23 protein-coding genes and 1 riboswitch are annotated in these 22,060 nt (G+C 38.7%); of the genes, 15 read left to right on the top strand and 8 right to left on the bottom strand.

The window, feature by feature from the left end:
- Complete coding sequence (locus tag A2J09_RS04805) at positions 1-1,389, top strand: UDP-N-acetylmuramoyl-tripeptide--D-alanyl-D-alanine ligase (RefSeq protein WP_031419640.1); 1,389 nt, start codon at positions 1-3, stop codon at positions 1,387-1,389.
- A gap of 50 nt (positions 1,390-1,439) precedes the next feature.
- Here A2J09_RS04805 and A2J09_RS04810 read toward each other — a convergent pair whose 3' ends face one another.
- On the bottom strand, positions 1,440-2,786 hold the full coding sequence (locus A2J09_RS04810) for a C40 family peptidase (protein ID WP_012293958.1): 1,347 nt from the start codon (positions 2,784-2,786) through the stop codon (positions 1,440-1,442).
- A gap of 243 nt (positions 2,787-3,029) precedes the next feature.
- Positions 3,030-3,395 (bottom strand): VOC family protein, encoded by a 366-nt coding sequence (locus A2J09_RS04815; RefSeq protein WP_012293959.1) that lies wholly within the window; start codon positions 3,393-3,395, stop codon positions 3,030-3,032.
- Between the two features lie 415 nt (positions 3,396-3,810).
- Positions 3,811-4,000, top strand: a riboswitch (cobalamin riboswitch).
- A gap of 29 nt (positions 4,001-4,029) precedes the next feature.
- Here A2J09_RS04815 and A2J09_RS24400 point away from each other — a divergent pair.
- The 7 genes from A2J09_RS24400 to A2J09_RS04840 all read left to right on the top strand — a co-directional run bounded on the left by A2J09_RS24400 (position 4,030) and on the right by A2J09_RS04840 (position 9,637).
- Positions 4,030-4,152, top strand: a complete 123-nt coding sequence (locus A2J09_RS24400) for a hypothetical protein (RefSeq protein WP_258858684.1) — start codon at positions 4,030-4,032, stop codon at positions 4,150-4,152.
- Between the two features lie 63 nt (positions 4,153-4,215).
- Positions 4,216-4,383 carry a hypothetical protein gene (locus A2J09_RS23860; protein ID WP_012293960.1) on the top strand — a complete coding sequence of 56 codons (168 nt, stop codon included), beginning with the start codon at positions 4,216-4,218 and terminating at the stop codon, positions 4,381-4,383.
- Positions 4,384-4,450: 67 nt separating this feature from the next.
- Positions 4,451-4,633 carry a hypothetical protein gene (locus tag A2J09_RS23320; protein WP_012293961.1) on the top strand — a complete coding sequence of 61 codons (183 nt, stop codon included), beginning with the start codon at positions 4,451-4,453 and terminating at the stop codon, positions 4,631-4,633.
- 464 nt (positions 4,634-5,097) lie between these two features.
- Positions 5,098-6,459, top strand: a complete 1,362-nt coding sequence (locus A2J09_RS04825) for a PepSY-associated TM helix domain-containing protein (RefSeq protein ID WP_012293962.1) — start codon at positions 5,098-5,100, stop codon at positions 6,457-6,459.
- Positions 6,460-6,641: 182 nt separating this feature from the next.
- Entirely contained in the window at positions 6,642-8,120 is a 1,479-nt protein-coding gene (locus A2J09_RS04830) for a sensor histidine kinase (RefSeq protein ID WP_036161316.1), read from the top strand.
- Positions 8,098-8,784, top strand: coding sequence for a response regulator transcription factor (locus A2J09_RS04835; protein WP_012293963.1), 687 nt, complete (start codon positions 8,098-8,100; stop codon positions 8,782-8,784). Before A2J09_RS04830 ends, A2J09_RS04835 begins: the two co-directional genes overlap by 23 nt.
- Positions 8,785-8,926: 142 nt before the next feature.
- The gene (locus A2J09_RS04840) at positions 8,927-9,637 is read left to right on the top strand and encodes an ankyrin repeat domain-containing protein (protein ID WP_012293964.1); all 711 of its coding nucleotides are present in this window, start codon (positions 8,927-8,929) and stop codon (positions 9,635-9,637) included.
- A 595-nt stretch (positions 9,638-10,232) separates the two neighbouring features.
- Here the strand turns inward: A2J09_RS04840 and A2J09_RS04845 are convergent.
- From A2J09_RS04845 to A2J09_RS04860, 4 genes are all read right to left on the bottom strand, one after another.
- Entirely contained in the window at positions 10,233-10,838 is a 606-nt protein-coding gene (locus tag A2J09_RS04845) for a response regulator transcription factor (protein ID WP_036161318.1), read from the bottom strand.
- Positions 10,835-11,371 (bottom strand): sensor histidine kinase, encoded by a 537-nt coding sequence (locus tag A2J09_RS24600; RefSeq protein WP_375142628.1) that lies wholly within the window; start codon positions 11,369-11,371, stop codon positions 10,835-10,837. The genes A2J09_RS04845 and A2J09_RS24600 overlap by 4 nt, the downstream gene beginning before the upstream one ends.
- Positions 11,372-11,941: 570 nt before the next feature.
- Complete coding sequence (locus A2J09_RS04855) at positions 11,942-13,090, bottom strand: DUF418 domain-containing protein (RefSeq protein ID WP_012293968.1); 1,149 nt, start codon at positions 13,088-13,090, stop codon at positions 11,942-11,944.
- A gap of 141 nt (positions 13,091-13,231) precedes the next feature.
- Positions 13,232-13,939, bottom strand: coding sequence for a class I SAM-dependent methyltransferase (locus tag A2J09_RS04860; protein ID WP_230584373.1), 708 nt, complete (start codon positions 13,937-13,939; stop codon positions 13,232-13,234).
- A gap of 171 nt (positions 13,940-14,110) precedes the next feature.
- Between A2J09_RS04860 and A2J09_RS04865 the strand changes: the two genes are divergently transcribed.
- Positions 14,111-14,353 carry a hypothetical protein gene (locus A2J09_RS04865; protein ID WP_031419654.1) on the top strand — a complete coding sequence of 81 codons (243 nt, stop codon included), beginning with the start codon at positions 14,111-14,113 and terminating at the stop codon, positions 14,351-14,353.
- 52 nt (positions 14,354-14,405) lie between these two features.
- On the opposite strand, the gene A2J09_RS04870 is transcribed toward A2J09_RS04865, so the two are convergent.
- Entirely contained in the window at positions 14,406-15,455 is a 1,050-nt protein-coding gene (locus A2J09_RS04870) for an NAD(P)/FAD-dependent oxidoreductase (RefSeq protein WP_012293971.1), read from the bottom strand.
- Positions 15,456-15,602: 147 nt separating this feature from the next.
- On the opposite strand from A2J09_RS04870, the gene A2J09_RS04875 reads away from it, so the two are divergent.
- From A2J09_RS04875 to A2J09_RS04895, 5 genes are all read left to right on the top strand, one after another.
- Positions 15,603-16,391, top strand: coding sequence for an ABC transporter ATP-binding protein (locus A2J09_RS04875; RefSeq protein WP_012293972.1), 789 nt, complete (start codon positions 15,603-15,605; stop codon positions 16,389-16,391).
- 16 nt (positions 16,392-16,407) lie between these two features.
- Positions 16,408-17,334 (top strand): iron-hydroxamate ABC transporter substrate-binding protein, encoded by a 927-nt coding sequence (locus tag A2J09_RS04880; protein ID WP_031419655.1) that lies wholly within the window; start codon positions 16,408-16,410, stop codon positions 17,332-17,334.
- A 23-nt stretch (positions 17,335-17,357) separates the two neighbouring features.
- Complete coding sequence (locus tag A2J09_RS04885) at positions 17,358-18,359, top strand: FecCD family ABC transporter permease (RefSeq protein WP_012293973.1); 1,002 nt, start codon at positions 17,358-17,360, stop codon at positions 18,357-18,359.
- Positions 18,352-19,359: a FecCD family ABC transporter permease gene (locus tag A2J09_RS04890; protein WP_036161324.1), complete on the top strand. Its 1,008-nt coding sequence runs from the start codon at positions 18,352-18,354 to the stop codon at positions 19,357-19,359. Before A2J09_RS04885 ends, A2J09_RS04890 begins: the two co-directional genes overlap by 8 nt.
- A 157-nt stretch (positions 19,360-19,516) precedes the next feature.
- Positions 19,517-20,458, top strand: a complete 942-nt coding sequence (locus A2J09_RS04895; RefSeq protein WP_012293976.1) for a nuclease-related domain-containing protein — start codon at positions 19,517-19,519, stop codon at positions 20,456-20,458.
- On the opposite strand, the gene A2J09_RS23325 is transcribed toward A2J09_RS04895, so the two are convergent.
- Complete coding sequence (locus A2J09_RS23325) at positions 20,408-21,460, bottom strand: hypothetical protein (protein ID WP_145912396.1); 1,053 nt, start codon at positions 21,458-21,460, stop codon at positions 20,408-20,410. The two genes, A2J09_RS04895 and A2J09_RS23325, sit on opposite strands and share 51 nt — an antisense overlap.
- Positions 21,461-21,632: 172 nt before the next feature.
- Here A2J09_RS23325 and A2J09_RS04900 point away from each other — a divergent pair, with 172 nt between their 5' ends.
- Complete coding sequence (locus A2J09_RS04900) at positions 21,633-22,052, top strand: MarR family winged helix-turn-helix transcriptional regulator (RefSeq protein ID WP_012293977.1); 420 nt, start codon at positions 21,633-21,635, stop codon at positions 22,050-22,052.
- The last annotated feature ends 8 nt before the right edge of the window (positions 22,053-22,060 follow it).

The following is a 22,060-nucleotide window of genomic DNA, read 5'->3' on the forward strand; positions in this document are numbered from 1 at the left end:
TTGCAATCCATTAGTGTGCAAAAAATTAGAGGCGTCTTGCAGGGGAAAATTATCCATGGATCAGATCAATGGTCTGTAAAGCATGCAATTTACTATAATCGACATGATTTAACTCAAAGTCATACACTTATGTTTGTGAGTCGAAGTGATAAAATCAACTGGCAAGAGATTGATAGGAAGGGACCATCCCTTGTCATATCTGATAAACCAGCTACTGAGTTAAAAAATGCGTTAGATAATACAACGGTTTTACACGTCAAAAGCGTGGCGCAGGCCTATTGGACATTTATCGAATATTATCGTGGTCTTTTTCATATTCCGGTTGTGGCATTGACTGGAACCTGTGGTAAAACGACAACAAAAGAGATGCTAAAACATATCGCTAGTAAGCATTGGCAAGTGCAAGCATCTGTAAGTAGTAAAAATGAGCCAAGGCAATCATTACCCTATTTGACGGGCGTGGATGATAAAACACAGGCAGCCATTTTTGAACTAGGCTTGGGGAATACAGGGAACATAAAACACCAATGCATGATTTATCAGCCGACGATCGGCATTATTACGAATATTGGTGTTCACCATCTAGATGGCTGTCTCAATCTTGAAGGTTATATTAAAGCGAAAGCAGAGATTGTAGAGGGTATTCGAGCAGATGGTACACTAATCATTAATGCAGATGATGCTAACATCGAAAAAATATCTTACCAAAAATTTAAAGGGAAAATTATTAAATTTGGTTTACAGGATTCGGCTGATTACAAAGCTTCTGCTATCCAATTTGCTCATACAGGCATGAAATTTGTGCTGGAAGTAGCAGACACTAAATACAATGTATTTGTGCCGGGTTACGGTGAGCATCAAGTATATAATGCGTTAGCCGCCATTGCTGCCTGTAGCGAAATGGGACTTTCTATACGCCAAGCTATTGCAGGTTTAAGATCCTTTAAACAAATGGCGAGACATTTAGAATTTACGACAGGTCTAGGTGACAGTACCATTATTGATGATACGTGGACCAATAATCCAACTTCTGTCGAGGCAGCCCTGAAAGTGTTAGATACAGTAGGAAAAGAGAAAAAAGTTATTCTTGTGCTAGGGGATATAAAGCGATTAGGAAATTTTGAAGAAAAATATCATCGGGAAATTGGCTCCAAAGTAGCTGAAAGACAGATAGATACATTAATTACGATTGGCAAAAGGGCAGAGGCAATTGCCGACCAAGCGAAAAAAGATGGAACTAAAGCAGAGGTTCATACGTTTAAAGATGTAATAGGTGTTTTAGAAATATTGAAACCAAAGCTTGACGCGGACACCATTGTTCTCATAAAAGGACCGATGTCAAGTAAATCTATGATTGAATTTGCCAACAATCTTAAAAATTTATCTTAAATAAAAAGGGTGTCTCTAATAGTTGAGACACCCTACCATTTAAAGCTTTGTTATTTTAACACACGTCGAGCTGTAACATAGTTCTTTTGCGCCCAAGTGGAGCTTAAATTTTGTTTAACAACATTGTTAGTAGTCATACTAATAAATTGATTATTTCCTAAATAGATGCCTGTTTGCGTGATAGTTGCTCCTCCATCATTCGTTGAGAAGAACAATAAATCACCTTTTTGAAGCTGAGATTTGAGCACTTTTGTACCGACTAAAGCTTGTTTACTCGCTAGTTTATCCTTTAAATCAATGCCATTCTTGTTATATACATAGTACGTAAATCCCGCACTTGTGAAAGTTAGTGCACTCTCATTATACGTATAACCAAATTTTGCTTTGCTAGTTAAACCTGAAGCTGTAGCAATAATCTTATCGGCAGACGTATTCGCTGAAGGTGCACTTACAGAGGGGGTGTTAGAGAAAACCCGCTTAGCTGTAATATAGTGTTCTTTATAGTAATCAACTAATAAAACTCTCGTCATCACACCATCGGAATTTGGGATGATAATACGGTGATCACCGGCATAAATCCCAACAATAGAAGGATTTTTTGAGCCTGCTACACTATTAAAGAATACTAAATCACCCTTTTTCAAGTTTGCACGAGCTACCGTTGATCCTTGGTTCATTAAATCAGTTAACGTTTTTGCACCAAGTGTCACACCGCTTTTACGATAGACGAAATCGACAAATGCTGGGGCTGTAAAGCGTAGGCTCGATTCATTTGTTGAAGAACTAATCGTTGCTTTATTTTTATACGTTAGCGCATTCTCTACAATTTTATCGCCTTTTGTTGCAGGGTTGGCAGATAGAAGGGTAGGTAAAACGCGTCGTGCTGATACATAGCTTTCAGTATAATAAGGTTTACTATTTAAATCTGAGATCACAATATTTTGCTTGGAATCAGCCATGTGAATCATTTTATTGTCACCTATATACATACCTACATGGTCGGGGTCAGTTCCTGTTTTTTTACTCTTAAAGAATAGTAAATCTCCCTTTTGTAATTGGTTACGTGCTACATACGTACCTTGTTGAATCATATAGTTTTCATTATACGTCCCAAGATCTACACCATTTTTCTCGAAGATATACATTAAAAATGAAGCACAAGAAAATTTATAAGGATATGTAGGCTTGTAAACCGTATTGCTATATGTCGCTTGACCCATTAAGCTTTTACCAGTTTGAATCAATTGATTGGCTTTAGCGGCAACTGCCTGAGCGTTGTTTTGTGCATTTGTTGTAGCTGCCTCTACTTGAATTGGCTGCGTCGCTGTTTGGACTAATCCGAATGAGCTAAATCCAATGGTTAATGCAAGTGTTGTAGATAAAAATCGTTTATTCATGTTGTAAATAACCTCCTGAAGCGTTTAGTAGGATTTCTCCTGTATCGTCTTGCCTTGGAAATAATCGTAGCATGAAAATATAGGGCTTCTTGGCGGTAAATGTTGCCAGGGAGATGTGGGGGAGTGCCTCAACGCCTGCTATAAATGGCTTTATCGAAGGAATTTACAGTTATATTACAAATGTTTCAGTAAACTGTAATATGGGAGGATTTCATCTAAAAAAACTGCCCCAAATAGGGCAGTTTAGGCAATTGCCTGTATGATTTCTACTCGATTACCAAAGGGATCTCGGAATTCAAAACGCTCATAATCGGGGATAGGTACAGAGTCTTCTATTTCGATTTGATGCTCGGCTAGTTTCTTCTTCCAGTAATCAATATCTTCAACTTGATACGCAATATGAGCCTTGGTCGACAATCGATCAAAGCCATCCTCTGTTCCTACATGTATCTCTTGGTGACCAAGCTGTAACCAAAACCCGCCTCTGCCTTTAAGAGAATCGGGTTTTTCTATTTCTTTCAGACCTAAGACACCGCAATAAAAATCTTTCCCTTGATTCTCTGACCCTTTTGGAATAGTAATTTGCACATGATGTAAAGCAATAATCATAGTTAGACCTCCTGTTTCAAATACTTATAGCTAATTATAGATTAATTTCAAAATAGTTGAAATGAAAGGTCGTGTCTACTCTCAGACTGTAGACAAACGCAAAAAATTTGAGAGTTTGCCAACAGTCTTTTTTCTTTTACAATGAAATAAAGTAAAGCCGTTGATTTCCACTACGGGCGGACGCTTTCTGCGGGCGGGGTCGAGCTGCTTCCCTCGCTTCGCTCAGTCCAGGATCTCGACTTTCCCGCTTTTCCCGCAGGAGTCGCCGCCCTTCGTTCCCATCAACTTCTACATAAAGTCTTACTTATTGCAAGTGAAACCATGAAGAATTCTATAGAAATAGCTGAATGAGTGAATAAACTATAGTTTTTTGAATCTATTAAGATCGTACAAACCTTATGGTATAATAATAAAAACGGAATAATAGGATAGAGGTACAAACCAAATTGGGTTTGTTTAAAAGGGAAGATCGGTGGAAATCCGACGCTGTCCCGCAACTGTAAATGGGAGCACATTTCAAGAGACCACTGTTACGCCTTGTAATGGGAAGGTGAAAGGTGTGAAGAACATAAGCCAGGAGACCTGCCTTTATCTAGTACAGCCAAGAAACCTACGCGGATAGGGGGTGTTGAGTGTGACTAGAGAAATTCTCCTGCATGCTCATAGTACGATGATTGCTAAAAAGATAGCTTCTATGAAGAATAGAAAGCTTATTTCCATATGGCAAACATCGTATTATGTCGTGTATTTGTCATAAAAGACATCTTTCTAATGAGGGAAAGATGTCTTTTTTATGTAAATTATTAAAGGAGTGGTCCACATGAATCCACAAGTTGTTGAGTATTATGAAAGTTTATTTAAATTAGAAATTATGCAAGAGCCAAAGCCTTTAAAGGAGCTTGTTGAACAATATGTTGGGCATGATACAGCACATGAGCAATCTATTTTAGCAGCGTACGCGAATGTGATGAAGGAATTAATTGGATAATCAACGTTTGAGGGCTACTTCTTGATGGGGTAGCCTTTTTGATTGTGCATTTGTTGACAACATTTTTGTGGAAGGCGTAAAATTCAATGGCTTATTAATTTTGCAAGCTATGAAAGCAGCGAGAGCAAGTGAATTCGCTTACGTGAATATTTTCCCAGAGGTCATTCGAATACTGGCACGTGGGGTAATCGATGGGCAGGCAGTTATGACAAGCAAAATTGCTTTAGAAGATATCGTAGAAAGGCTTTAAAGCATTAATGAAAAATCGAAGTCCGTGTAAAATTCTTGTGAATTTGAGTTTATAAATCTTTCCTAAATCGTAGCTAAACTTGTGTCCACATTTGTTTGGCTATGATTGTTTCATCTTTAAATAGCATAATACCACTAGGAATACATTTGTTTGTCATAAAACCGCCTTTAGGACTTCATTCATATTTCACTTTTACTTTATATAATAAATTTGATATTTATCTTCATTCAGCAACTGTTTGTACTGAAAGTAGTATCAAATACAGATGGTTCCTCCTTCAAAGGGAGTGATGAATGCTTATTAAGTGTTCAAACGCCTACTGAATCAAGATAATGCCTCAATCGGATATCACAGATTTTGAAGAGGAACTTTCCAGCCAAGCTCCTCTTCAAAATCTGGCCGTAGCCTAACGTCAGCGGCCATTACGGTGAGGCGTATTTGATCAAATAGATTGGAGATTAAAAATGAAAAATCTGCTTTATTCAAGGTTTTGGCGTTTGCATTTTTTCGCAGCCCTTTGTATTACGCCATTACTGCTATCTCTCACATTAAGTGGGATTGGTTATTTGTTTTTTACAGATGTAGAAAATCGTTTATATGATGATTATTTTTTTGGCGATAGCCATAAAGAAGAGGTCTTAACAATTGATGAAGCAGTGGAAAAAGCAGAGGCAGCATTTGCAGGTTACACCACTACAAAAGTGATTATGTTGGAAGAGCCTTATAATACGCGTTTAACTTTATCAAATGGGAATGAACAGAAGTATGTATTTTTAGATGATCATTATCAAATGGTTGGTAGTCAGGATGCCAATTATACATTCTCTAATATTATGAGAAATACCCATAGCTCATTATTTATTGGTGGTACATTTGTCAATTATTTAGTAGAACTAGCGGCATGCTGGACAATCTTTTTACTGCTATCCGGACTTTATATGACGTTTAAAGGGGATTTATTGAAAAAGCGCAAATCGGAAAATAAACGACAAAAAAGTAAGAGATACCATGCGCTTGTTGGGACAATCATTACTATTCCCATGGTGATGTTCATTGCTACAGGGCTTTTATGGTCTGCTTTTCAAGGTTCCATATTGGCAAATATAGCGTCAGAAAGTCCAACTTTCGGCTACCCATTATTACAGCAAAAGCCACCAACATCCGATGTGTCTGAAATTCCATGGGCAACGCGTCAATTAGAGGCGCCATCATCTGAGGGAGAACATGCACAGCATCACGGTGGGGGGGCTGTCCGTTATACAAACGACAACCAAATGACCATTGCTAATCTTGAAAAAGAAATAACTGCCATGAATATTGCCAAACCTTATTCGATTATTTATCCATCAAACGAAGAAGGCGTATTTACAGTGGCAAAGGCCAGTAATTCAGGTGTAACAGGACTTGATGTCAAGCCTACAGACGAGGCAACGATGTATTTTGATCAATATAGCGGCAAGTTTATTGATCAGGTTAACTATGAGGATTATGGTATGCTGGCGAAATTCTTTACATGGGGCATTCCTTTACATGAAGGCCATTTGTTTGGCTGGCCAAATAAGCTGTTAAACTTACTGGTATGTTTAGCCTTTTTAGCAGTAATTGTATGGGGGATTCGCACTTGGATTTTACGTAGGAAAAAAGGTGAGCTATCTGCACCACCACAAATTTCACATAAAATCTCACTTCCTTTCGTAATTTTCCTTATTATTTTAGGAATTATTATGCCATTGTTTGGTGCCTCATTGATTGCGGTAGTGTTGATTGAATATTTCATTTTAGGATGGCAAACCAAAAAGAAACTAAGAGCAGAAGAAACTAAATAAAGATAATGGATACGGCACAACCCAAATGTGTCGTATCTTTTTTTGTTGTTTATTTCATTTGGAGTAAGCCGAATACTATGTTGATGCAGAAAATTATTTATAGATTTTTCAGCGCGATTTTATAAAGTTTTAAGATTTGTATGGTACATTGCTATTAGTTTCAGCTTATTGGGGGAATTTAGATGTCGATTAAAACGAGGTTTTTGCTATCTTATGTAGGCGTTATTATGATTGCCATCACGCTTTTACTTGCAGCGGTTTTTCTTTTTTCCTTTGCCATTACAGGTGATGTTAAAGCAATTGAGCATTTTTACAAAAAGTCTTATGTCCAAAAGCCTTTAACAACGGTAGAGGAAAATGCTTTTTTAGATTTGAAATTATTGGCAAAAAAAAATCCCCAGCAGCTTTTAGATATTGAACAGCTACAAACCATAAATGCTCCTTCCATTGAGATTGTTGTGCGGAAAGACCATCAAATTGTTTATGCAACACAACAAGAGCATCAACAACTATTGCTTCAAAGTTTACCAGGTTTTGAAGCGACCAATATTAATTCACGTGACACAATTATGATTAATCAAGCCTTTTATACGTATGTGAAGTTCGATTTTTATTTCCCAGACAAAACAGAAGGGAGTATCTTTGTATTAAGAGAGGTTAGTTCACATGCGGAGGTAACGCGAGAACTGTTACCCATTCTGTTAGGTATCTTATTTGTCTTATTTATGATGATTATCGGTTTACTCAATTATTTAGTGTCTAGAAGTATCATTAACCCAATCACAGCCTTAAAGGAAGGGGCAGAACGGATTAAATCGGGTGATTTAGATTTTGAAATTACATCCCGTTCTAATGATGAAATTGGTCAGCTTAATCGATCGTTTGAGGAAATGAGAGTTAAACTGAAGGAATCTGTACTAATTCAGCTTCAATATGAAGAAAATCGGAAAGAACTGTTATCGAATATCTCCCACGATTTAAAAACGCCAATGACCTCTATTATTGGCTATGTGGAGGGCATTAAAGATGGTGTAGCGAATACTGAACAGAAAATGGATAAATATTTAACAACTATCTATACGAAAGCCAAGGATATGGACGTGTTAATTGATGAATTATTCTTATTCTCGAAATTAGATTTGAAAAAGGTTCCGTTCCAAATGGAAAGTGTCAATCTTCAACAATATATGCATGATTATGTGGAGGATGCTAGCTTTGACTTTATTGCCAGAGATATTCATTTACAATATATATCAGCAGGCTCTTCGCTTTTTGCTATGGTGGACAGGGATAAGCTAAGACGTGTCTTATCCAACTTATTGAGCAACAGTGAAAAATATATGGATAAACCTTATAAGCAAATTATTATTTCCCTACATGAGCGAGTAGATGATGCCATCATTCAAGTTACAGATAATGGTGCGGGAATTGACCCTACTGCATTACCACATATATTTGATCGTTTTTATCGTGCGGAACCTTCTCGAAATTCTCAAACAGGTGGAAGTGGTCTTGGGTTAGCAATTGCCAAACAAATCGTCCTTGAAATGGGTGGCGATATTTGGGCAAAGAGCGAATTAACAAAGGGAACGAGCATTTTCATTTCATTGAAAAAGGATGAGGAAATGGGGGGAAATCATGAAAAAAATATTATTAATTGAAGATGAAGTGAGCATAGCAGAGCTCCAACGAGATTATTTAGAAATTAATGATTATGTGGTAGATATTCAGCATCATGGCGATGAGGGGCTGAAGCAGGCGCTTCATGGCGATTATGATTTAATTATTTTAGATATTATGCTTCCTGGAATGAATGGCTTTGAAATTTGTAAACAAATTCGAGCAGTGAACAATATCCCCATCTTATTTGTGTCGGCTAAAAAAGAGGATATTGATAAAATTCGAGGTCTCGGGTTAGGGGCAGATGATTATATTACTAAGCCTTTTAGTCCTAGTGAGCTTGTGGCAAGGGTCAAGGCGCATATATCTAGATATGAGCGTTTAGCCTCAAACCAACCAACGAACAATATGATGTCTATACATGGCCTTACGATCGATACATCAGCTCGAAAGGTTTTTGTGAATGGTGAAGAAGTGGCCTTTACGACCAAGGAATTTGATTTGCTTGTGTTTTTTGTTAAACATCCAAATCAAGTATTAAGTAAAGAACAATTATATGAGCGGAACTGGGGCTATGAATCCGCTGCGGATGTTTCCACAGTTACCGTGCATATACGAAAGCTTCGTGAAAAAATTGAACGTGATCCAGCACAGCCAAAGTTTTTAGAAACCGTATGGGGTGCAGGTTACCGCTTAAATGTGTAAGACACCGCCTCGTCGTCTTGACGAGGTTTTTTTAATTGAAAATTTTAGACTTTTTTAAGAAATGGTTAATAGGCAATTTAGCAATGAATTATAAACTATACATAGACTGCTAAAATTAAATAGTGAGGGCGGTGAATAGCCAATGAAAAAAATGCAAGCAGCTATGATCGCTTTATCATTTTTATTGCAGGGATGTGCCTCAAATGATACGGAGACCATAAGGCGTGATAAAGGAGGAAATGAGGAAATGGCAACAGATTTGACGAGTCAATTGTTTCAAGCGGTAGAAAAAAGCGATGTAGAATCGCTAAAAAAAGTTATACATGAAAAAGTGAATATCAATGCACAAGACGCAAGCAATCGAACGGCTTTGATGATGGCTACCTACAATCAGGATGTGGAAGCAGTGAAATTACTCATCGATGCAGGTGCGGATGTGAACATCCAGGATGATATGAAAAACACGCCTTTCTTATATGCGGGTGCGGAAGGCTATTTGGATATATTAAAGCTAACGATTCAAGCAGGTGCCAATCCTACGATTGTAAATCGTTATGGTGGAACGGCATTAATTCCAGCATCTGAGCACGGCTACATTCATGTCATTGAGGAATTATTAACTACCACAAACATCGATGTGAATCATGTCAATAATCTGGGATGGACAGCATTAATGGAAGCGATTGTATTAAATAACGGCAACCCTACACAGCAAACGGCCATTCAAATGTTGATTGATCATGGAGCTGATGTCAATATTCCAGATAAAAATAATATGTCACCTTTACAGCACGCAAAACAGAAAGGATTTAAGGAGATTGAAGAAATCCTTGTTGCAGCAGGAGCAAAATAAACGACTAGACTTTAGCCATCGAGAAGCTTCACTCTTGATGGCTTTTATCTCGTCAAAATCGTGATGCAAGTGGCAAACGCTTTGATATTATTTCTTCATTGCGTGATCGCTATGTGACTGTGATAACAAGTGAAGGGGAAGAGTTTGTAGCTAATTATGTGCCTTTCCACAAGCAGCTGATGGAAAATAAGCTCCTCAATTTAGATTACCTGCAGGTCAAACCTTCCCTTCAAACAAGGTGTTACATACCAAGTGTACTCACATTGGGCAGAAATTGATGTAAAGAGCTTTGTTGCAAAAAAATAGCACCATTTACACTGCAATCTGCTAAGGCTATTAATAGTAATTCATTGGAATTGTAATTAACTAATAATCCTCAAACGGATTTATTAGCTGGCAGAAGTGTGGAACTTCGTGGTAATGGTGGCACATTAAAAGCAGATGTAAATTATACGGTGACACCATTAAATAATTGGGCGATAGCGACAAATGTAGTTCTCCAAGGTAAATAAACAGGTGAATTTGTAATTGAACTATGTAGTATACGTTCTCCTATCAAAAAATCTCGTCACAGAGGTGGCGAGATTTTTCTGATTTATAGCCAGCCTTTATCACTAGCAATTTGAGCGGCCTGCTGTCTTGATTCTACTTGTAGCTTTTGAATAGAGGTTGATAAATAATTACGAATGGTGCCTTTTGTTAAAAATAATTGTTTACTGATTTCGTGAGTGGTTAAGCCTTCTTTCACCAGTTGTAGCACGGCAACTTCTCGCTCATTTAAAGGATTTTGCTCTTTCATAAATAAGGTAGCAGCTAAATCTTTACTGACCACCTTTTCACCTTGCATGATTTTGCGAATAGTAGCAATTAAATAATCAATCGGTTCATCTTTCAGTAAGTAGCCATGTACCTCACAATCCATGGCCTTTTGTAAATAGCCTGGGCGTGCAAATGTAGTGACAATCATCACTTTACAGGGCAAGTTGGCCTCTTTAATTTTTTCTGCAAGCTCTAATCCTGACAGATGGGGCATTTCAATATCTACCAGGCAAACATCGGGTAATTCCTGCTGAATGTAGTTCCATGCTTTTTGACCATCTGAAACTTCAGCTATCACTTCAATATCTGGTTCGAAGGACAAAAGGGATGTTAAGGCACCACGTAACATTTGTTGGTCCTCTGCTAGTAAAACTCGTATCATGTTGAGGGCTCCTTTCCATCTTGAATTGGTATGCTGAATATTACGAGAGTGCCTGTCCTTGTACCCCCTTCAAAAAGGGCATAACCTTGCAGAACACGCATTCTTTCTTTCATCGAGTTCATGCCATTACCCAGCCCCTTCTGTTCCAAACCAATCCCATCATCTTGAATGGCAATGGTAAATTGTCTATTTCGACATTCAATCTCTATGTTGCAGTTTTGAGCCTGACTATGCTTCAGCATATTAGTTGTAGCCTCACGTACACATAAAGCTAACATGGTTTCCTCAACACTTGAAAGAACAATTTTTGGACAATGATTGTTAATAGTGGTCGTAATATTCGCACTTTGTAAGAGCTGCTGGCAGTGTAGTAGCTCTGTTTGTAGAGACACAAAATTCATATCCGAAACGAGCTCTCGTACTTGCTTTAAGGCTATACGTGTTGTAGCTAATATGTCATTTAATTCTTGTTTGACACTGGAAGGATCTCGGTCGATAAGTTTAGTGGTCAATTCCGTTTTGATTTTAATCATCGTCAGGGTGTGACCAATCGTGTCATGAAGATCTCTAGCAATGCGCTGTCTTTCCTCTTGTTGAACAAGCTGGGTATTGACATCTGCCAATTCAATTTGTAGGTTTTTCGACTTTTCTACAAAATAAATGAGAACAGGGAATACTAATTGAATGATCATTAAGGGTATTAGTACTTGTGTGTCAACAAGTGCTAGGGAATTTGCGGTCGCCCACAAAATGATTAAAAACATAGCAGCTATACCAAGAATTCCGCTAGCAATATGCCATTTTGATTTTGCCCTCCCTAATAAATCGGCAAAGGTAAATCCGAAGATAAGCATGAAGATATCCTCGTAAATAGCAAGGATGGTAATGAGAAGGAAGCCTACAAGTGAGGCAATTAGTAGCTTCCAATCTCGATTCCATAAAGCCATATAGAAGGCGACTAAGTACAAGGCTAAAATAACGATTTTAGCTGTGAAAGGGAGTACAGAATGCGACCATAATACCATGGCAATTAAAACAATTATGGATACAACATCGATGATTAAATAGTGTTTAACTTGTTCTCTGGGATATATTTTTATGGCTTACACCATCCTCTGTGGCTTATTCTTTGTCAGAGCTTGAATCGTTTTTTTACGAACCCATTCCATCGGGCCAATACGGAACTGGTGCTGCCAAAATGTTGCTAGTACTAGCTGTAGACAAGATAGGGCAACCCACATACTTATAATAAAAAGGCTATTTACATGCCCGCCTAAGCCAAGCCCCCAGCCGTAAAAAATAATAGACGCCAGCACGTTTTGCAGGACATAACAGCTCAATGACATTTTGCCGACATTGGCAAACCGTTGCCAAAGCCAATCTAGCTTCTTATATTCTACCAGTTTACCTAAAATTCCAATATAGCCAATGGATAGAATAGGTGCACATAAATAGCGAACAGGTAAATCAAAAAGTCCCCCAGGTATAAAAATTAGCAGATTCAATGGAATACCAATGAATACACCGATTGTAAAAAGCTTTTGTCGAGCTTGATAACCTTTACTTGTTGGTGAAAAAACCTCGTTGCGCATGAATTTGACCCCAAGGATAAATAAAAAAACATTCATCGGGATAATAAATATAGCTTCCGTTCGATAAAATAAAAAGTTTGTCAGGCGATGCTGTACTTGCGCCAGCCATGTACCATTTTCATAGATGGCTGTGACAGTTTCCATCCCATTTAGGGAAACGCTAGCCCCAAGCAATGTAACGACAAAAATAAAAAGAATGAGGAAGACATGAAAACTACCCAAAAGATAGAAAGCCCATGTCATGACTTTGTCGCCTAATCTAATGAGAATAGCCACGATAAATGCCGTAACGGCGTAGCTCATTAAAATATCATATTCCATGACCAGTGTGTAATGAAGTAGTCCTTCCACCCCTAAGAAGACAATGGTCCAAAGATACACGCCAGGCCAAGTATTTCCTCTACGAAGTGCCTGCTGGTATTTTAACTGTAAACCTACCCCAAACATAATCGTTAATAATCCTAGTAACTTGCCGTTTACAAAAAATAGTACTAACATTCGTAAAAAATCATTGAATGACCACCAACCAGTATAATTACTCGTTGTAATATACGATAAATCACCCAGATAAGCAAAAATCCAAATATTCGTTCCGAGGGTCCCTAAGACAGCGAATCCTCTTAGCATATCGATAAAGGGAAGCCTTTGTTGTGTTTGCATAGTTCCATCACTCTTTCTTTGTTTTTCTTATATTCATGATAAGAAAACAGGAGGATAAAACCTATTCACACGAGTCAAAGAATCGTTATGACAGGTGTCATAACAAAAAAACCAGCAACGCTTTGGATGCTGGCTAGATGGTTATTTTGTACAGATATAGATGCGATAATCTAAAATATTATCGTATTTTTCATTCATCATAATATGCTGATCCAAGACATCATACAATGTGGATTCAATCTCCTTGGAAATGTGGAATTCTGGCTTAGAGGAAATATCCTTATTTTTTTGTATGCGAATATCTTGAAACCCTATCTCTTGAAATAATGCAACCCAATCCTTTTTCGTAAAGAGAGCATCAAACCCGTAAAATTGTTGAATATCGTCTGCCAGCTGTGAGGAAAGAAGCGTAGGGATTGTAAATTCAATAGCAATCAAGCGCCCACCTTGTTTTAATAAACGAAAAATCTCTTGCAATGCACGTTGTTTATGAACAAAGGAAAGAACAGATTCAGCAAGCACAAAGTCAAATGCTCCATTGGGGAGTGATGTTTCCTCAATCGAGCCTTGAATGATATTGACTGGTAAACGTGCTTTTTTCATGCGGTGACGTGCCTTTTCTATCATAATGGGATTAATATCGATACCCGTTACATTTGTTGTATAGTAAGAAGCCAAAAAGGCAGCTGTTTGCCCTGTACCACAGCCAACATCTAAAATATGAGAGGTTGGCAGAATACTCTCATTCTTTAGGATTTCCTTTGATAGATTGATGCCACCAGGATGGGCACCACCAACACCAAATTTTGCTAGGAATTGAAGATAATTAGAGTCTTGAATGAAAACCACCTTCTTTTTCATATAGTATGAAAAGAAAACTAGCATGGTTCCCTTACATATGATGAAAAGCTAGAAATCCTATTTTTAAATAGATAATTTTTGATACTTCTTCATACGTCTAATTCCTTCATAGATGATGCACATATACTAGGGGAGAGCTTTTAGATAGGAGGTGTATAAATGCCACATTTTCAGCCGAATTATAGAAGAGGAGTCTATCCTTCAAACAATATGGGAACTTTTGGTCCTCCATTTCGAGGTAGAGCGATGCAACCTAACTATCCACCCAATCGGCAATTTCAAGGTCCTGGTTTAGGAAGATTGCCAGATCATTTACATGCAATCATGGGGCATGCTGGAACGATTACGAATGGCGTAAATATGTTAAGACAGATGGGGGCACTATTAAGTTTATTCAAATAAAAGAAAGAAGCCCTCTTAAGAATGCTTTCTTTAAGAGGGTTTCTATTGCGAACTAATGGGATGGGACAAGTTCTTTTTCGATAATGGAGCGATTTTTCTCTTTAAATAGTTCATTATGAGAGGACACCATTCCATGGCGATAAGCAGTTGGCTCTAAATAAGTTTTAATAGAGTTGACCGCGTTGGCTGCATCTTGGAATGTCCCAAGCAGCAAATTGATTTTTCCTTCAAATGATAAAATATCTCCTGCCGCAAAAATACCAGGCTGTGCTGTTTCACCAGTTGCTTTGCCTTCAAAATAATAATCATCCTTTTTAGGAATAGAAATGGCTTCATCAAACGTGAGGGACGCTTCACAATTATAGCCATGACTAATGATAACCTCGTCAATTTGACGAGTGTAACTTTCCTTCGTTTTCGAATTTTCACATCTCACTAATTGAATAGCGGTTTTATCATCATTCGCTAAAAGCTTTGTAATCGTCGTATTACATTCAATTAGGACCCCTGCATCAATGGCTTCTTTTACAGTTGCTTCATGCGCTGATAATGTATCTTTACGGTAAACCACTGTCACACTTTTAGCAAGGGGGCTCAGTTCTACAGCCCAATCAATGGCCGCATTGCCACCACCAGAAATAAGGATATCCCTATTCACAAAACGTTTATAGGATTGAACGGTATAGTGTAAATTGGACATTTCATATTTCTCAGCACCTTCCAGTGTTAGTTTCTGAGGGTTTATAATACCGCCACCAACCGCTAATAGAACAGTTTTTGAATAATGCCTTTCTCCAGTTGCCGTATGTACAATAAATAGATGTTCTTGTCGTTCAATAAAATCTACTTTTGTGTTTGTTAGAATAGTAGGGTCAAATGTTTTAGCTTGCTGGATCAATTGTTTAACAAATTTCTCGCCTAAAATAGGGGGCTGGCCTCCTATATCCCAAATAAGCTTTTCAGGATAAAGTAATACTTTTCCACCAAGTTGAGATTGGCTCTCTATTAATTTTGTTTTTAATCCTCGTAAACCACTATAAAAGGCGCTATATAAGCCAGCAGGGCCTCCGCCAATAATTGTCACATCATACACATGTTGCATTTTTATTGCCACATCCTTAATTGATAGTAAAAAAGTAATTGACAAAATCTTATCATAAAACTAGACTAATTTTAGTGATAATGATTATCATTTTTAACAGTGCCTATCATAGCATGGAATGAAGTAAAATGAAAGAGAGGGTCCGAATTGCGTTTAGAAGTTGAATCGATTCGTGTTGGTTATGAGAATAAAACGATTGTGCATGACTTATCGCTACAAATTCCAGATGGCAAAATCACAACCATCATTGGTTCAAATGGCTGCGGAAAGTCTACCTTATTAAAGGCCATTACACGAATTTTAAAGCATGAGAGTGGACAGGTCATTCTGGATGGTCAAAATATTTCCAAGATGAACACGAAGGAATTGGCGAAAGAACTTGCGATTTTACCGCAAAGCCCAGAAAGTGCACATGGTTTAACAGTGGAAGAGCTTGTATCCTACGGTCGATTTCCCTATCAAAAGGGCTTTGGCAATTTATCACAGAAAGATAAAGAGGTCATTGACTGGGCTTTACAAGTGACAAAAACAGAAGAATTCCGCTTGCAATCTGTAGACGCTTTATCAGGTGGACAGCGTCAACGAGTGTGGATTGCCATGTCTTTAGCTCAAGAAACCGACATTATATTTTTAGATGAGCCAACAACCTATTTAGACATGGCACATCAATTAGAGGTTTTAGAGTTACTTTACAAGCTAAATGAAGAACAAGGGCGCACGATTGTTATGGTACTCCATGATTTAAATCAAGCGGCACGTTTTTCTGATTATATTGTGGCGCTGTCACAAGGAGAGCTTGTTAAATTTGGAACTGCTGAGGAAGTCATGGTTCCAGAAGTATTAAAAAAAGTGTTTAATATTGATGCTGTAATTGGCAAAGATCCACGAACGAACAAACCAATGTGCATTACATATAACTTATTACAAACCGTTTAAAGGAGAATGAAAGACAATGAAGAAGTGGTTATTACCAATGTTTATGATGCTCGTACTAGTACTTGCAGCGTGCGGCAATAAAGAAGAGAAAATAGAAAAGGCTGATGAAGGCTCGAAAGAAGCGACTTCTGCAGAAACAATTACTTATCAATCTGAAGCAGGACCTATTGAAGTACCAGCAAACCCTAAACGTGTAGTCGTGTTATCTTCATTTGTAGGGGATTTATTACAGCTTGATGTTGATGTTGTCGGTGTAGATGCATGGGCAGCGAAAAATCCGAACTTTGAAGATGCTATTAAAGATGCAGTAGTTGTAGAAAATACAGATATCGAAAAAATTCTTGAGCTAGAGCCAGACTTAATCATTGGTTTAAATGGTATTGAAAATGCTGATAAATTATCAGAAATCGCTCCAACTGTATTATTTACGTATGGGAAAGTAGACTATTTACAGCAATTTATTGAAATCGGTAAAGTGGTCAATAAAGAAAAAGAAGCAACGGCATGGGTAGAAGATTTTAAAGTACGTGCAGCGGAATCTGGTAAAAAAATTAAAGAAAAAATCGGGGAAGATGCAACTGTAACAGTCGCAGAAAACTTTAATAAACAATTTTATATTTATGGCGATAACTGGGGACGCGGAACAGAGATTTTATATCAAGAAATGGGCTTAAAAATGCCTGAGAAAGTTAAAGAAACAGCTTTAGAGCCAGGCTACTATGCTATTTCTCAAGAAGTTTTAGGGGATTATGCAGGGGACTATGTGATCTTCAGTATGTTCCAAGACCAAGATAATTCATTTACAGACGCAGCATGGTTTAAAGACTTAGAAGCAGTGAAAAATGGTCATTTATTTGAAGTGAATGCAAATGCCTTTTATTTCAATGACCCGATTACATTAGAACATCAACTGAAGTTCTTTGAAGAGAAATTTTTACAATAATTAGTAGAGAGTAGCGAAGGCAAATGACAAAGTTTCGACAGTTACCATTTTGGCTTCAGGTATTGCTTGCATTGCTCGTATTAATCGGCACGGCTTGTATCTCGCTGTGCTTAGGCGCAGCGAATACGAGCATTCAAGATGTCTATCAAGCAATTGTCGGACAAAGTGGTGGTAAGCATTACACGATTTTACGTGAAATTCGATTTCCTCGTATCATTGCTGCTATTTTTGTTGGCAGTGCACTCGCAGTTGCGGGAGCGATTATGCAGGGGGTTACACGCAATCCATTAGCGGATCCAGGGCTACTTGGTTTAACAGCAGGGGCAAATGCGGCCCTTGCTTTAACGATGGCATTTATCCCGAAATTCTCTTATTATACGTTAATTATAGCCTGCTTTATTGGAGCTGGAATTGGTATGATAATCGTTTATGGGATCGGTGCTTCTACTAAGAAAGGTTTCTCACCATTGAGACTTGTTTTAGCTGGTGCAGCAGTTACTGCATTATTACAGGCGATTGCTGAAGGCACAGGCATTTTATTTCAAATTTCCAAGGATGTTTCGATGTGGACGAGTGGCGGATTCATTGGCACGACATGGCAGGCGTTATTGATTGTTCCTGTCATTGTCATAGGTCTCCTATTGTCATTTGCTTTTAGTCGACAATTAACGATTTTAAGTTTAAATGAAGAAGTTGCGGTAGGAGTTGGACAAAACACAACATTAATTAAAGGTATTATGATGTTTGCTGTCGTTATTTTAGCAGGCTCTGCCGTAGCTCTTGTTGGGAATCTAGCATTTGTTGGCTTAATGGTACCTCATATTGTTCGCGCATTTGTAGGAACGGATTATCGTTTTGTCTTACCGATGAGCGCAATTATTGGCGGCTGGTTTATGGTGACGGCTGATTTTGCAGGTCGCATGATTAATGCACCATTTGAAACGCCAGTTGTAGCGATTGTTTCGATTCTTGGTCTACCATTCTTCCTACTATTAGTAAGGAAGGGAGGACGCCAATTTGTTTAAAGAAGGTCGCAAAAAACAACGAAAATGGCTTTTTACTTGGCTTGTCGTCACGTTATTCATTTTTGTTCTAGGCATTTCTTTAGGACCAGCCTCAGTTTCGTTTGATCGCATTCTACCAACCTTGTTAGGCAACGGTAGCTTTAAAGAATCCTTCGTATTATTCTCAGTTCGCTTACCAAGAATGTTGGTATTAGCAGCGGCAGGGATGGCGTTAGCTTTAGCAGGTGCGGTCCTACAAGGGGTTACACGCAATGATTTAGCAGATCCAGGGATTATTGGTATTAATGCGGGAGCAGGTGTCGGGATTACAGTCTTTTACTTACTTGTAAATGGCGATCTCCCACATTTTGCTTATATATTGCCAGTTGTAGGGTTTTGTAGTGCTCTTTTTACTGCCCTTTGCATTTACTTTTTCTCTTATCAACGCCATAAAGGGGTGCAACCTGTTCAATTGATTTTAATTGGGGTAGGGGTAGCCTCTGCTTTATCTGGGGTTATGATGGTATTAATCTCCTCAGCAGAGCGTAGTGATGTGCAATTCATTGCCCAATGGCTTGCAGGTAGCGTTTGGGGTACGGATTGGCCATTTTTCTGGGCTTTAGTGCCCTGGCTTGTGCTTGGGATTCCGTACATTCTCTATAAATCCAATGTCTTAAATGTCTTGGCGATGACGGAGCAAACAGCCGTAGGTCTTGGGATGAATATCGGGCGCGAGCGGTTACGCTTATTAATCGTCGCTGTGGCACTAGCAGCAGCAGCAGTTTCTGTAACAGGTGGTATTGCCTTTATAGGGTTGATGGCACCTCATATTGCCAAACAGCTTGTCGGACCACGCTACCAATTCTTTTTACCATTGACTTTATGCATTGGCGCAAGTTTATTAATGCTGTCCGATACGATTGGCCGCGTTGCCATTGCTACTGCAACAGTGCCAGCGGGAATTATTGTGGCCTTTATTGGCGCACCTTACTTTTTATATTTATTACGGAAAAGTGTATAGAAAAGTGATAGCACGAGTAAATGGATGCTCGAAAGCAAAGGCTTTTGAACTACTGAAATGAAAGAAAGATTTATTTTACTAAATGTATATGGCAAGTTTTTAGGAACCTCATTTGTTGAGGTTCTTTTTTTATATAATCAAGACAGGAGGTGAATAAATGATTCTATTAGCACGTCGAATATCGGAAACACAGAAGACACTAGAAGCCATTGTTCGAAGACTCTCAAACTCTCACCAGGAGTACTCGAATTATGATGAAAACTTAAGACGTTTAAAGGCTGGACACGCAGGCGAACAGCGTGTAGATGCAGAGTGGCTTGAGATAGACCTTCCTACCCCCTATTATTTTCTCCATGATTTTCAAACGATGAATAACTTCGGCTCTACTCACCAAATGGACACCATTTTTCTATGTCCACACTTTTTACTGATTGTAGAAATCAAAAATATAACAGGCGTTCTCTCATATGATACCTCCTTTGCACAATTGACACGGATGACCTCAGAAGGCAAGGTAGAGGGAATGACTGATCCATTTCTTCAACTTGAACGACATGTAGGATGGATGAAAAAACTGTTACATCAAGAAAAATTTCAATTGCCTGTTTTGCATGCAGTCGTGCTTGCAACAAAAAATGGAATTTTATCAGAAGGTTTTCATGGACAGCCAATATTTCATGTAACCGGATTACGTACACATTTACAAAAATGGTTCGACCTGCATCAACCAGTAGAGAATGAAAACCTCTTTCGATTTGCTATGCACCTCATGTCCCTGCATAGCACAATAAAAAGAGAGGTGAAGGTACCTCTTGAGGAGATGGTAAAGGGGGTTCTATGTCCCCATTGTGCGAATGGTCAGCCAATGAACTACCATTATAAAAAATGGCATTGCCCTCGCTGTAAATGGGTCGACCAGGATGCATTGAAAAAAGCCCTCGAAGATTATCGATTATTAGTAGGTCCAAAGCTCACCAATAAAAGCTTCCGCGAATTCTTTGCCATCGATTCCCCAAACGTCGCCTACAAGCTACTACAGCAGCTCCCATTAAAAGCAGACGGAATAAAGAAACATAGACAGTATTGGATTATGGAATAGAAACGAACTACAATTCAGCCAGACTGAGTTGTAGTTTTTTTGTGGGGAGATAGTGAGGCAAAGTGAGCGGAACATCAAGAGTGACGGATAGAGTGAGAGAATCGCAAAGAGTGACGGATAGAGGGAAAGAAGTGACGGATAGAGGGAGGAAAGTGACGGATAGAAAAGGAAAAGTGACGGATAGAGAGTGAAAAGTGATGGATACGCATGAAGAAGGCTCGGGTGGAGAGGCGAAAATGAGGGAATCGCAAAGAGTGACGGATAGAGAGAGGAAAGTGACGGATAAAACGGAAAAACTGACGGATAGAGAGTGAAAAGTGATGGATACGCATGAAGAAGGCGCGGGTGGGGAGGCGAAAATGAGGGAATCGCAAAGAGTGACGGATAGAGAGAGGAAAGTGACGGATAGAATGGAAAAAGTGACGGATAGAGAGTGAAAAGTGATGGATACGCATGAAGAAGGCGCGGGTGGGGAGGCGAAAATGAGGGAATCGCAAAGAGTGACGGATAGAGTGAGGAAAGTGACGGATAAAACGGAAAAAGTGACGGATAGAGAGTGAAAAGTGATGGATACGCATGAAGAAGGCGCGGGTGGGGAGGCGAAAATGAGGGAATCGCAAAGAGTGACGGATAGAGAGAGGAAAGTGACGGATAGAACGGAAAAAGTGACGGATAGAGAGTGAAAAGTGATGGATACGCATGAAGAAGGCGCGGGTGGGGAGGCGAAAATGAGGGAATCGCAAAGAGTAACGGATAGAGTGAGGAAAGTGACGGATAGAACGGAAAAAGTGACGGATAGAGAGTGAAAAGTGATGGATACGCATGAAGAAGGCGCGGGTGGAGAGGCGAAAATGAGGGAATCGCAAAGAGTGACGGATAGAGTGAGGAAAGTGACGGATACTCCTGCTCGCTTTCTACTCCTTGTCCACCTTTCTCTTCTCCATTACAGCCGACTAATAAAATTGACATAAATACCATGCCTGAAATTATACCCTTTTTCATTATTTCTCCTTCTCCTTCCAAAGAAATTCACCACTTAATCAAGTGCTATATAAAAATAACAAATGCACCCAAATTACCCTTATTTTATAGATGTGATATCCCGACTAGACAAATAGAGATTTTAGGTTTATAGTTAGCTAGGCTAACTAATATAAAAGGAAGAAGTGATCTTGTGACAATTGAGCAGGAGTTTTTTAATCAGTATCGTTTAATGTATAGGCCTTTTATTAATAAGCTAAATGTGCAACTTGAACCGTATCAGTTATATAGCTCACAGTGGGCAGTTCTTCGTTTATTAAAGGATAAGGGTCCGCATTCCTTTGTTGATATCGCGAATTTTATGTCTATTGAGAAGCCGAGTGTGACGAAGCTTGTACATAAGCTTGTGGAGCTAGGCTATGTGGAAACGATGGTGGGCAAGGATAAGCGAGAAAAGCTTGTGTATTTATCGGCGTATGGGGAGGAGCTTGTGCAGGAGATTAAAGCTCACTTGAAGCCATTTTTTGAGCATGCACTGGCAGGTGTACCTCAGCAAGATATCGAAATTGCGACACAGGTTTTTGAAAGAATTTGTATGAATATTAATCAATAGGAGAGCGA

Origin of the sequence: Lysinibacillus sphaericus (assembly GCF_001629735.1) — a bacterium.
In the GTDB taxonomy this organism is placed as follows: Bacteria; Bacillota; Bacilli; order Bacillales_A; family Planococcaceae; genus Lysinibacillus; species Lysinibacillus pinottii.